8 protein-coding genes are annotated in these 13,181 nt (G+C 67.7%); 6 read left to right on the forward strand and 2 right to left on the reverse strand.

Features of this window, described 5'->3' with window-relative positions; translation table 11 throughout:
* Positions 1-78 precede the first annotated feature (78 nt).
* A complete protein-coding gene (locus B5F23_RS04265) occupies positions 79-2,562 on the forward strand; it encodes a phosphoketolase (RefSeq protein ID WP_087352137.1) in 2,484 nt (827 codons plus the stop codon).
* A gap of 384 nt (positions 2,563-2,946) precedes the next feature.
* Complete coding sequence (locus B5F23_RS04270) at positions 2,947-3,843, forward strand: ribokinase (RefSeq protein WP_087352139.1); 897 nt, start codon at positions 2,947-2,949, stop codon at positions 3,841-3,843.
* A 400-nt stretch (positions 3,844-4,243) separates the two neighbouring features.
* Here the strand turns inward: B5F23_RS04270 and B5F23_RS04275 are convergent, their stop codons facing one another.
* Positions 4,244-5,224 carry a serine hydrolase gene (locus B5F23_RS04275; protein ID WP_087352141.1) on the reverse strand — a complete coding sequence of 327 codons (981 nt, stop codon included), beginning with the start codon at positions 5,222-5,224 and terminating at the stop codon, positions 4,244-4,246.
* A 72-nt stretch (positions 5,225-5,296) separates the two neighbouring features.
* Positions 5,297-6,196, reverse strand: a complete 900-nt coding sequence (locus B5F23_RS04280) for a serine hydrolase (RefSeq protein WP_158096115.1) — start codon at positions 6,194-6,196, stop codon at positions 5,297-5,299.
* Positions 6,197-6,764: 568 nt separating this feature from the next.
* Here B5F23_RS04280 and B5F23_RS04285 point away from each other — a divergent pair.
* From B5F23_RS04285 to B5F23_RS09935, 4 genes are all read left to right on the forward strand, one after another.
* Positions 6,765-7,442: a TetR/AcrR family transcriptional regulator gene (locus tag B5F23_RS04285; RefSeq protein WP_087352145.1), complete on the forward strand. Its 678-nt coding sequence runs from the start codon at positions 6,765-6,767 to the stop codon at positions 7,440-7,442.
* Positions 7,443-12,161: a 2-hydroxyacyl-CoA dehydratase gene (locus B5F23_RS04290; protein ID WP_087352147.1), complete on the forward strand. Its 4,719-nt coding sequence runs from the start codon at positions 7,443-7,445 to the stop codon at positions 12,159-12,161.
* 352 nt (positions 12,162-12,513) lie between these two features.
* A complete protein-coding gene (locus tag B5F23_RS09810; RefSeq protein ID WP_162607513.1) occupies positions 12,514-12,699 on the forward strand; it encodes a hypothetical protein in 186 nt (61 codons plus the stop codon).
* 106 nt (positions 12,700-12,805) lie between these two features.
* A complete protein-coding gene (locus tag B5F23_RS09935) occupies positions 12,806-13,180 on the forward strand; it encodes a hypothetical protein (protein ID WP_241145791.1) in 375 nt (124 codons plus the stop codon).
* The last annotated feature ends 1 nt before the right edge of the window (position 13,181 follow it).

Consider the following 13,181-nt stretch of genomic DNA (forward strand, 5'->3'; position numbering starts at 1 on the left):
TCGTTTTACCCAATATACTGCAATCAGTTGGAAACAAGGCGCCCCGCAAGGGAGGGCGCACGAAGAAGGGAGAAAAGCATGGCTCAGCCCACCATTGGCACCCCGTGGCAGAAGCTCAACGGACCGGTGCCCGAGGAGGAGCTCAAGGGCGTCGACCGCTACTGGCGCGCCTCGAACTACCTCTCCGTCGGCCAGATCTACCTGCGCAGCAACCCGCTCATGCGCGAGGGCTTCTCCCGCGAGGACGTCAAGCACCGCCTTGTTGGCCACTGGGGCACCACGCCGGGCATCAACTTCCTCTTTGGCCACGTGAACCGCCTCATCGCCGACCACAAGCAGAACGCCATCTTCCTGATGGGCCCCGGCCACGGCGGCCCGGCCGGCACCGCGCAGTCCCTGCTTGACGGCACCTACCGTGAGGTTCGCCCCGACATCACCGACGACGAGGCCGGCCTCCAGAAGTTCTTCCGTCAGTTCTCCTACCCCGGCGGCATCCCCAGCCACTACGCGCCCGAGACCCCTGGCTCCATCCACGAGGGCGGCGAGCTCGGCTACACGCTCTCCCACGCCTACGGCGCCGTGCTCGACAACCCGAGCCTGCTCGCGGTGGCCGTGGTGGGCGACGGCGAGGCCGAGACCGGCCCGCTTGCCACCTCCTGGCAGACCAACAAGTTCATGGACCCGCTGACCGACGGCATCGTGCTGCCGATCCTGCACCTCAACGGCTACAAGATCGCCAACCCCACGATCCTGGCCCGCATCTCCGACGCCGAGCGCGACGAGTTCTTCCGCGGCATGGGCTACCACCCGTACAACTTCGTCGCCGGCTTTGACGACGAGGACGTCTCCTCCATCCACCGTCGCTTCGCGGCGCTGCTCGAGGCCGTCTTCGACGAGATCTGCGACATCAAGGCCCGCGTGGCGGCCGGCGAGGCCTCCCGCCCGTTCTACCCGATGATCGTCTTCCGCACCCCGAAGGGCTGGACGTGCCCGAAGGAGATCGACGGCAAGAAGACCGAGGGCTCCTGGCGTGCCCACCAGGTGCCGCTGGCCAGCGCCCGCGACACCGAGGCCCACTTCGAGGTCCTCAAGGGCTGGCTCGAGTCCTACAGGCCCGAGGAGCTCTTCGACGAGAACGGCGCCATCCGCCCCGAGGTCACCGCGTTCATGCCCGAGGGCGAGCTGCGCCTGGGCGCCAACCCCAACGCCAACGGCGGCATCCTGCACGCCGCCAACCCGCTCGAGCTGCCCGACGTCCGCGAGTTCGAGGTGCCGGTCGCCGAGAAGGGCCACGGCTTCGGCGCCGTGGAGGCCACGCGCGTGCTCGGCGAGTACACCGCCAAGCTCATCAACGCCAACCGCGACAAGTTCCGCATCTTCGGCCCGGACGAGACGGCTTCCAACCGCCTGCAGCCGTCCTACCAGGTGACCGACAAGCAGTGGTTTGGCGGCGGCGTCTACGACGACCCGGCCAACGACGAGCACCTCTCGCCCGTGGGCAACGTCATCGAGCAGCTCTCCGAGCACCAGTGCGAGGGCCTGCTCGAGGGCTACGTCCTGACCGGCCGCAACGGCCTCTGGAGCTCCTACGAGTCCTTCGTGCACATCGTTGACTCCATGGTCAACCAGCACTGCAAGTGGCTCGAGGCCACCGTGCGCCACATCGACTGGCGCAAGCCCATCGCCGGCCTCAACATGCTGCTCTCCAGCCACGTCTGGCGTCAGGACCACAACGGCTTCTCCCACCAGGACCCCGGCTTCGTTGACGTCCTGCTCAACAAGAACTTCAACAACGACCACGTGGTGAACATCTACTACCCGGCCGACGCCAACCTGCTGCTGGCCGTGGCCGAGCGCGCCTACGTGTCCACCAACTGCGTCAACGCGATCTTCGCCGGCAAGCAGCCCGCCCCGACGTGGCTGACGCTCGACGAGGCCCGCGAGGAGCTCTCCGCCGGCGCCGCCGAGTGGAAGTGGGCCTCCAACACCGCCGACGGCGAGGAGCCCGACGTGGTTCTCGCCTGCTGCGGCGACGTGCCCACCGGCGAGGCCATGGCCGCGCTCGACCTGCTCGACAAGCTCGGCGTCAAGGTGCGCCTGGTGAACGTGGTCGACCTCCTGAGCATCCAGAACGTCTCCGAGAACGACCACGCCATGTCCGACGAGAAGTTCGTCGAGCTCTTCACCGCGGACAAGCCCGTGCTCTTTGCGTTCCACGCGTACCCCGGCACGATCCGCCGCCTCATCTGGGACCGTCCGAACCACGACAACTTCAACGTCCACGGCTACCAGGAGCAGGGCTCCACGACCACGCCGTTCGACATGGTCCGCGTGAACGACATGGACCGCTGGGCCCTTGCCGCCGACGCCCTGCGCATGGTCGACGCCGAGAAGTGGGCCGACCAGATCGACGAGTGGGAGAAGTTCCGCGTCGAGGCGTTCCAGTTCGCCGTTGACAACGGCTACGACCACCCGGCCTTCACCGACTGGAAGTGGCGTGACGCGAGCGACGCCGACTCCGCCATGAGCGCCACGCAGGCCACCGCGGGCGACAACGAGTAAGTAGCGCTCGCCTGATTCACCTGTAAGCGCCCTGGCCCCTCTCCTCGGCTCACTGAGCAAGCTCAGAAATCGCCGAGCGAGAGGGGCCGGGGCGCAGTCGTATCGGCCGAAGGTCGCGGCAGCGAAGAGGGCCGCCTCTGGCGAGAAGTGCGGGCGATTGGGCGCCCCGGCATCAAACATGCCGCCCAATCGCGCGGGCTTTGCGCCGCGGAGAGGGTGTGCGGGCACCAGGGAGCCGCTCGCGCCGGATCAATGATATTCTCGGGTCGACGCGGGGCGATGCACTCCGTTGACCTTGAGGGCCTCGCGTTGACGGCGTCGCGAGCGACGCCGCGGATGGGCAACGGCCCTCTCCAAGGCCCTGAGCGGGAGCAGGTGATTCCCATGGCGCGCATTCTGAACTTCGGCTCGTTCAACATCGACTACGTCTACGGGGTGAGCCACATGGTCACGCCCGGGGAAACCCTCGCCGCGCGCGACCGCAGCGTCTATCCCGGCGGCAAGGGGCTCAACCAGTCCGTGGCGCTCGCCCGCGCGGGTGCGGCGGTCTGGCACGCGGGCATGGTCGGCCCCGAGGGGGACTTTCTCCTCGACGTGTGCCGCGAGTCCGGCGTGGGGGTCGAGTTCGTGCGTCGCACCGAGGTGCCGACCGGGCACACCGTCATCCAGGTGGATGACGAGGGTCAGAACTCGATCCTGCTCTTCGGCGGCGCAAACCGGGAGATTGACGAGCCCTTTGCCGACGAGGTCCTCTCGCGCTTCGGGGCCGGCGACTACATCGTGCTGCAGAACGAGACCTCGTGCCTGGCGCACATCGTGGACGTCGCACACGAGAGGGGGCTCGTCGTCGTTCTCAACCCGTCCCCCTACAACTCCGACCTCGATGCCGTTGACATGGGGAAGGTCTCCCTCTTCCTGCTCAACGAGATCGAGGGCGCGCAGATGGCCGGAGGGTCCGCGGACCCCGAGGACGTGCTGGGCGCGCTCGCGGCGCTCTACCCCAGCGCCCGGGTCGTTCTCACCCTTGGGACGCGCGGCTCGATCTACCAGGGGCCGGGCGGGAGCGATTGCCACGTCCAGCCGATCTATCACGTCTCGGCCGTCGATACCACGGCGGCGGGGGACACCTTCACGGGATACTTCGTCGCGTCGATAAGCGCGGGGGAGCCGGTGGAGGTCGCGCTTGACCGTGCCGCCCGCGCCTCGGCGATCGCCGTCACGCACCACGGCGCCGTCCCCTCCATCCCCACTGCCGACGAGGTCGCTGCCTACGTCTTCTAGCGACTCGTCCATATCGTTGCGGGCCGGGAGTCCCCTCTACTTTTCCTTCCTGGCTCCCGGCCCGTCTACGCTTTCCCGGGATGTCATCTCTGGCGCAAAACCCGTGCGATTGGGTGCCGGCCGGCGCCCGCGCTTCCCGGGATGCCGCCTTTGGCAGGAACCGCGTGCGATTGGGTGGCATGTTTGATGTTGCGGGCGCGACGGGGCGATCGGTCACGCCTGTGAGCTGCGGCTTTGCTGGCAGGTTCTTCTCGCCTGGCGAGAAGTGCGGGCGATTGGGTGCCCCGGCATCAAACATGCCGCCCAATCGCGCGGGTTTTGCGCCGCGGGGCGCCGAGGGAGATGCGCGGGTTTTGCGCTGCGGGGTCGTACGTGCCAGGGTCGTGCATGCCGGGGTCGTCTACTGCGGCGACCCGCCCCCGCACATCACGTGGTGTGCCGCGTCGAGCGCGTCGATGAGCGGCGTGAGGCCGTCGAGGTTGGCGCTCATGTCCGTCATCACCGCAAAGACGTACGGCCCGCTCTCCGAGAAGACCACGCCCGCGTCGTTGGTGGCCACGAGCTCGCCGTTGTCAGGAAACCACCCTGGCTTGGCCCACACCTCGCACTCGTCGCGCAGGAGCGCCCCCGCCGGCGTGTAGTTGGTGCGCGCGAGGTAGCCGGCCAGCTCGGCGCCGCCCGCCTCGCCCGACGTGCCAAAGCGGTAGATCTCCTGCCAGCACGCGGCCAGCTCGCCTGCGGAGATGTCGGGGTAGTACCAGATGGAGCCGTCGTAGGCCGCCTCCGTCGCGCCGTGCGCGCCCAGCCACGCGCCAAACGCCGGCATCCCGTACGCCCCGATGAGCGCCTCGTAGTCCTCGTTCGAAGAGTCCACGAGGCAGCGCTCCATCACGTCCGCCATCCCGCCCGAGCCGCCGCTCGTCTCGCACACCATCGCGCAGTAGAGGGCCTTGATGGAGCTGGCCGGATAGAGCCGCTCGTCGGCATTGTAGGAGATGCTTCGGCCCGTCCGCAGGTCGACCAGGGACACGCCCACGGAGTACCCCTGGTCGCGAAGCGCCGCAATCTCTGCGTCCACCCGCGCAAACGCCTCCGTGGCGAGAAACCCCTCGGGTGCGGTGACGCTCACACCGCTCTCGGACGTGGCGGAAACGACGGGCGCGTCGGCGAGGAGCTCGGCCTCGGTGGGCTCCGGCGCGGGCTCCGGTTCCGGCTCGGCCGCCGGCTCTGCTACGGGGTCGGTGATCTTCATCGGCTCTGGCTCCGCAACGTCCGCGTCCCGCGCCCGCCCGTCGGGCGCAACGCCCCGCCACACGGCAAACGCCCCTCCCGCCACCACGGCGAGAAGAACCACCGACACCACAACGACGCGTGCCCTCATGGCAACCTCCCCACGACGGCTCCATTCTGCCACGTGGGAGCGCGCAGTCGCACGGTCTTCTCGCCAGACGCGCTATCCCACGTAGCCGGGGATGGTCGTCTCCTCGCTGAGCTGGGACTCCGTACTGCCCCCACACATGGCCCCGTGCGCCGCGTTGAGACTGTCGAGCAGCGGCAGCAGTCCCGGCAGGTCGCCGTTGAGGTCGGTCATGACGGCGACCACGTACGGCCCGCAGTCGGAGAAGACCACGCCTGCGTCGTTCGTGCTGGTGATGTCGTAGCTGTCCTGGAAGTACCAGCCCGGCTTGCTCCACACCTCGTACTCGTCGCGCAGCAGGCCGCCGAGCACGGAGTAGTTGGTCTGCGAGAGGCTGTCCACCAGCTCCTGCGCGCCCGCCTCCCCCGAGGTGCCGAAGCGATAGATCTCCTCCCAGACGGTCTCGAGCTCGGCTGCGGAGATCATGGGGTAGCTGTGGCTGTCGCCGGTCCTCGAGCTCTGCGCCGCGCCGTGTGCGCCGACCTCGTCGAGCCAACTGGCAAACGAGTCGAGTCCAAAGGCAAGGATGAGCGAATCGTAGGCGTCGTTTGAGGAGTTGACCAGGCAGTTCTGCATCGCAGAGGGATACTGGCCCGAACCGCCGTAGGTCTCGCAGACCATCGCGCAGTACGCCGCCTTCGCGCAGCTTGAGGGGTAGCGCGCCACGTCGTCGTTGTACGAGAGGGTATTTCCGGTCTGGACGTCCACGAGGGTGAAGCTCACGCTCAGCCCCTCTGCCTCGAGCGTTGCCACCTCATCCTCAAGCTGCGCGAGCGCGTCCGACGAGAAGAACGAGTTTGGGGCCGTGGCAGCTATGCCCAACTCGGTGCTCTGCGCGACGATCTCTTTGGGGTCTACCTGGACCTCTTCCACGGCAGGCTCGACCGGCGCGGGAGCGGCGAGGTGCGTGAGCGCCACCGCGGCCAGCGCTATCACGAGCGCGCCCGCAAGCAGCAGCGCTGGGAGAGGAGGCAGGTGTCGGGAAGACCTGGGCCGGCGACCGCGAAGGTACATTGCTCTCTGCGGGGCTGGGTGGGTGTGGCGCTGCGTGGGCCGTGAGGCGGGGCGAGAAGGACGCCGGGTCGGCTGCGCATCGCGTGTGCGCGGCGTGGGATGGCGAGACGTCTGGGACACGCGCGCCGGCGCACTCCTGCGCGCCTGGGGTGTGCGGGGCGTGCCGTAGCGGCTGGGGTCGCGCGGTGTGGGCCGGCGCCGGCCGCGCGCACCCGGTTCGTGGTCCTTCTCGTCCATCGGTTCTCCCGTGCAGCTTGCTGAACGCTTGCTTATTATCCAACCACGTAAACAGAGGTTGCTAGGTGATTTCACTGTTTAGAAACTGTGACGGGAGACGTCGGATCCGGAGTGCTCTCGGCCCGTTGCCGCTCCGTGAAGAACTTGTGCCGAGCGCATCCGTGTCAAGTTTCTGCACAGGTTGTGCAATACTACGCAGGCTGTGAAGAAACGGGGCAACGCGCCCCGGACACGACGAAAGGCACCGCGCCACATGCAGGAATGCGTGCTCAGCACCGACCGCCGGAGCGTGCGCACCAGACGCGCCCTGCGCCAGGCCCTCGCGGAGGAGATTTGCTCCACCGGGGACCTCTCCCGCGTCACCGTCACGGCGGTGACCGAGCGCGCCGGCGTCACCCGGCGCACGTTCTACTCCCACTTCCGTGACATCCCTGACCTCGTGAACCAGATCGAGGAGGAGACGCTCTCCGAGCTGCGCGCCCCGCTCGCGCGCCTGGCGGCGTGCCACCTCGACGACCTGCGCCGCGCGCTCGACCACGGCGACCCGGCCCCGGGCGCCCCCGAGCTGCTCTCGGCGGTCCGCGAGCGCCGCGACTACCTGCGCGCGCTTCTCGGCAACGGGGGAGACCCGGCCTTTGCCGAGCGCATCAAGGCGCTCGCCCACGAGGTCATCGGAATGCGCGCGCTCGACGGGCTCGACCTGCGCGCGCTCGGCCCCTTCTTTGACTACTACCTCACCTTCGCGATCTCCGCCGAAGTGGGCGTGCTGCTGCGCTGGCTCGAGTCGGGCTGCCGCGAGAGCGTGCCCACGATGGCGCGCCTCATGACGGCCCTCATGTTCGTGCGCCCCGGCGACCTCTATGACAACCCCATCGACCTCGACATCCCGAGCTTTGCCCTGGCTGCCATGTGCTCCGAGGAGGAAAACTAGATGACCGACAAGACCGCCGCTTCCATCCAGGCCGAGAAGGACGCCCGCAAGGCCCTGGAGCTCACCCAGGACGGCGCCGAGCTCTCCCCGGCGCACCGCACGGACTTCAGCCACGCGCACCTGCGCCTGGGCATCGACGTGGGGTCCACCACCGTCAAGCTCGCCGTCATCGACGACAACGACAACCTCGTCTACGCCAACTACGAGCGCCACCACACCGACATCCGCGCCACGGCCAAGGAGCTTTTCGCCCGCGCGCGCAAGGTGATCGGCTCCGCCCCGATGCGCGTCTCCATCACCGGCTCGGGCGGCATGCTGCTCGCCAGCTGGCTCGACCTCGAGTTCGTGCAGGAGGTCATCGCCTCCAAGCGCGCCGTGGAGACCCTCATCCCGCAGACCGACTGCGCCATCGAGCTCGGCGGCGAGGACGCCAAGATCATCTACTTCGACAACGGCATCGAGCAGCGCATGAACGGCACCTGCGCCGGCGGCACGGGCGCCTTCATCGACCAGATGGCGAGCCTGCTGCACACCGACGCCGCCGGCCTCAACGAGCTCGCCAAGGGCTCCACGCAGATCCACCCGATCGCCAGCCGCTGTGGCGTCTTTGCCAAGTCCGACGTCCAGCCGCTGCTCAACGAGGGCGCCCGCCCGGAGGACATCGCCGCCTCCATCTTCCAGGCCGTTGCCAACCAGACCGTCTCGGGCCTCGCGTGCGGCCACCCCATCCGCGGCCACGTGGCGTTTCTCGGCGGCCCGCTCCAGTACCTCTCGGAGCTCCGCAAGCGCTTCTACCTCACGCTCAACCTCGACGACGAGCACATCATCGTGCCGGAGAACGCCCACCTCTTCGTGGCCACCGGCGCGGCGCTCGCCGGCGAGTCCGACAAGTACGTCACCTTCGACGAGGTCATCGCCGCGCTCGAGGGCCTGCACGACGTCCAGGGCTCCGAGGTCGAGCGCCTCGACCCGCTCTTCGAGACCGAGGAGGACTACCGGGAGTTCAAGGAGCGCCACGACGCCCAGGTGGTGCCCAAGGGCGAGCTCGCGAGCTACCACGGGCGCGTGTTCATCGGCATCGACGCCGGCTCCACCACGATGAAGGCGGCCGTGGTCGGCGGGGGCGGCGAGCTGCTCTACACCTGGTACGGCAACAACAACGGCGACGTCCTCGGCACCGCCCGCACCATCATGGACGACATCTACGACAAGATGCCCTCCGACTGCGTGATCGGCCACGTGACCACCACCGGCTACGGCGAGCAGATCCTCATCGAGGCCCTGCGCGCCGACTCCGGCGAGATCGAGACCGTCGCCCACCTGCGCGGCGCCAAGGCCTTTGTCCCGGACGTCGAGTTCATCCTGGACATCGGCGGCCAGGACATGAAGTGCCTCCAGGTCAAGGACGGCGTCATCGAGCACATCATGCTCAACGAGGCGTGCTCCTCGGGCTGCGGCTCCTTCATCGAGAGCTTCGCGGTGTCCATGAACATGTCCGTGCAGGAGTTCGCGGCCGCGGCCGTGGGCGCCAAGAGCCCCGTCGACCTCGGATCGCGCTGCACCGTCTTCATGAACTCCCGCGTCAAGCAGGCCCAGAAGGAGGGCGCGACCATCGGCGACGTGGCGGCCGGCCTCTCCTACTCCGTCATCAAGAACGCCCTGTTCAAGGTCATCAAGCTGCGCGACTTCGACGAGATCGGCACGTACTGCGTGGTCCAGGGCGGCACCTTCATGTCCGACGCCACCCTGCGCGCCTTCGAGCTGCTCACCGGGCGTGACGTCATCCGCCCGGACATCGCCGGCACGATGGGCGCCTACGGCGCGGCCCTTCTCGCCCGCGACCGCGCCGGCGCGTACGGAACCTCCACGCTGCTCTCCCGCGAGGACATCGACAACCTCAAGGTCAAGCACACCAACGTCCACTGCGGCCGCTGCTCCAACAACTGCCTGCTGACGATCAACGACTTTGGCGGCGGGCGCCGCTTCATCACGGGCAACCGCTGCGAGAAGGGCGCGGGTGGCTCGCGCGCAAAGAAAAACGACGCCCCCAACCTCTTTGACTTCAAGAACAAGCTGCTCTTCGACCGCCCGGTGCTCTCGCCCGACGAGGCCCCGCGCGGCACGGTGGGCATCCCGCGCGCGCTCAACATGTACGAGAACTACCCGTTCTGGCACGCGTTCTTCACCAAGCTGGGCTTCTCGGTGGTGCTCTCCGACCAGACCTCCGCGGCAACCTATGACGCCGGCATCGAGTCCATGCCGTCCGAGAGCGTGTGCTACCCGGCCAAGCTCTCCCACGGCCACATCATGAACCTCATCGAGAAGGACCCGGACTTCATCTGGATGCCCTGCATCCGCTGGGAGCGCCAGGAGGACGACGGGGCGACCAACCACTACAACTGCCCGATCGTCATGAGCTACCCGCAGGCCCTCGGCCTCAACGTCGACGAGCTGGGCGCGGGCTCCAAGATCGAGTACCTCTCGCCGTTCATCCCCTACGACAAGAAGAAGGAGCTCAAGCGTCGCCTCTACGAGCTCGTGAGCGAGCAGCGCGAGAAGGACGCCGCCGAGGGCCGTGGCCGCGTGCGCGGCGAGCACATCACCCGCGCCGAGATCGACGCCGCGGTCAACGCCGCCTGGGAGGCCGACCTCGAGTTCAAGGACGCCATGCACCGTGCCGGCGACGAGGCGCTGCGCTGGATCGAGGAGCACGACGCCCACGGCATCGTGCTCGCCGGGCGCCCCTACCACAACGACCCGGAGATCAACCACGCCATCCCGTCGCTCGTGCACTCCTTCGGCTTTGCCGTGCTCACCGAGGACTCCGTCGCGCACAAGATGGCGCCGGAGCGCCCGATCCGCGTGATCGACCAGTGGATGTTCCACAGCCGCCTGTACCGTGCGGCGCGCTTCGTGGCGTCCCGCAACGACCTCGACCTCATCCAGCTCTTCTCGTTTGGCTGCGGGCTCGACGCCCTCACCACCGACCAGGTCCAGGAGATCCTCGAGGCCTCCGGCAAGATCTACACCGTGCTCAAGATCGACCAGGTGTCCAACCTGGGCGCCGCGCGCATCCGCATCCGCTCGCTCATGGCCGCCCTCTCGGAGCAGCGCGAGGAGCTTCGCCGCGCCGCGAGCCAGGGCAGGGTCCACGAGGTCGAGCCCGTGGGCGTGCGCCAGGCGGACGGCTCGCTCGAGCGCGCCCGTCACACGCAGGAGGGCCGCGTGCCCGTCTACCGCGAGGCCGCGAGCGCCGCGTTCGAGAAGGTGCGCTACACCGAGGACATGCAGAGGGCCGGCTACACCATCCTCGTCCCGCAGATGGCGCCGATTCACTTTGACCTGCTCGAGGAGCTGCTCAAGAGCGCCGGCTACAACGTGGTGCTGCTGCCCTCCGTTGACCAGGGCGCCGTGGAGGCGGGCCTCAAGTACGTCAACAACGACATCTGCTACCCGTCCATCCTCGTGACGGGCCAGATCATGGAGGCGGTCCTCTCCGGCAAGTACGACCTCTCGCGCCTGGCCGTCATCATCACGCAGACCGGCGGCGGCTGCCGCGCCACCAACTACATCGCCCTCATCCGCAAGGCGCTCAAGGACTCCGGCCACCCGGACATCCCGGTGATCTCCCTCACCGCCGCGTCCGGCCTGGACGAGAAGAACCCCGGCTTCAACATCTTCAAGCAGCCGGACGTGCTCATCAAGGCCGTCAACGCCCTGCTCTACGGCGACCTCATCATGCAGCTGCTCTACCGCGTGCGCCCCTACGAGGCGGAGGCCGGCGCGGCCGACACGCTCTACGACCGCATGATGGCGGAGGCCAAGGGCACGATCGTGGCCGGCGGGCGCAAGCGCTTCTACGACCTCTGCCAGCGTACCGTGGACGCCTTCGAGGCGCTGCCGCTCGTGAACGACCGCTCCAAGCCGCGCGTGGGCGTGGTCGGCGAGATCCTCGTCAAGTTCCACCCCACGGCCAACAACCAGGTGGTCAAGGTCATCGAGCAGGAGGGCTGCGAGGCCAACGTGCCGGGTCTCGTGGACTTCTTCCTCTTTGGCATGACCAACGCCATCAACACCAACGCCGAGCTCGGGACCAAGGCCACGAGCCGCCTCTCGCACATGGCCGGCATCAAGCTCATCGAGGGGATGCGCGAGCCCATCAACCGGATGCTCGAGAAGACCACGCGCTTCCAGGCGTACCCCGACATCTTCGAGCTGGCCTCCAAGGCCGAGCAGGTGCTCTCCCTCTGCAACACGATGGGCGAGGGCTGGCTGCTCACGGCCGAGATGTGCGACCTCATCGAGACCGGCACGCCCAACATCGTGTGCTGCTCGCCGTTTGCGTGCCTGCCCAACCACGTGGTGGGCAAGTCGGTCATCAAGCGCCTGCGCCAGATGCACCCGGAGAGCAACATCGTGGCCGTTGACTACGACCCGGGCGCGTCCGAGGTCAACCAGCTCAACCGCATCAAGCTCATGATCTCCGTGGCCAAGGAGAACTACCGGACCAACCGCGAGGGCGGCTTCCACCTGGAGAACCCGGCCGACCCGGTGACCAATGACGCCGTGGCTCCCTACACGGGCAGCCACCGCTTCGAGGACTCCGTGGCCCGCGGCGACGGCTCCGCGTGCGGCGTGCACGGCGGCGCCGGCATCCAGCTCACGCCCGAGCAGCTCGCCCAGATCGAGGAGGCCAAGCGCAAGGCCGGCGTGAAGTAGGCCTCACGGCACAGACCGCGCTGCTCGCCCGCGCCCCGGTTACGTTTGGGGCGCGGGCGTTCTTCTCGCCCGTCGATTCTCTTCTGGCGAGAAGAACGTGCAGGTTGCGGACGTTCTTCTCGGCGGAAGCGTCCGTAACCTGCACGTGCCCCGCGAGCGTGCAGGTTGTGGACGGTTTCTACCTCCAGACCGTCCGGAAGCAGCACGTAAGGTCGCGGCTCAAATCCACCGCACTTCTCGACCCGTTTTGTCCGTCCAGTTGTGACAAAACGGACCTTAAGCCGAAAACACCCCCTTGTTAAGCTCACCTATGTAGAGCACGTGAAGGCGATAAGCCCGGAGGGAGGTTACCATGGCACTCTTTGCGAAGGACCACATGCTCGGGACCATCGAGGTCTCGAGCCAGTCCGATGCGTTCGAGGCGCTCGCGGCCGCGGCCGTGCGCCTGGGCGCTGCCACGGACCAGGCGGCGGTCGTGGCCGACTACAAGGAGCGCGACGGAGCTCGCGAACCCGCAGTACGTGGCGAAGTACCTTGATCTTGTAGATGCCAACAACGGCAATGTTTGGCTGAGGTCAAGCGCGCCAGTCACGGTATACTGGCCGTATCCGGAAGGCACCGACCAGAGCACGGAGTTCCACCTCGTGCACTTCGAGGGTCTCGATCGCGAGATGGCGAACGGTGACATCTCGAGCAGCATCGAGTCGGCCAACACGCAGTACGTTGAGGTCGAGAACACCGAGCACGGCATCAAGTTCACGACCACGGGCTTCTCGCCCTTCGTCCTGATGTGGGATGCCGGGTCGGACACCCCGGATACTCCGGATACTCCGGACACGCCGGATACCCCGGAGGAGCCTGCGGACACCACCAAGCCCGCAGGTGACGTCACCAAGCCCGCCGACAACGGCGAGCTGCCTGACGCCGGCGACGCAACCAACGTCGCCCTCCCGATCGCGGTCCTCTGCGGAGGGGCCGCCCTCGTTGTCGCTGCCCTCCGCGTTGCGCGCAAGCGCTAGC

Source organism: Olsenella sp. An188 (assembly GCF_002160255.1).
Classification (GTDB): domain Bacteria; phylum Actinomycetota; class Coriobacteriia; order Coriobacteriales; family Atopobiaceae; genus Thermophilibacter; species Thermophilibacter avistercoris.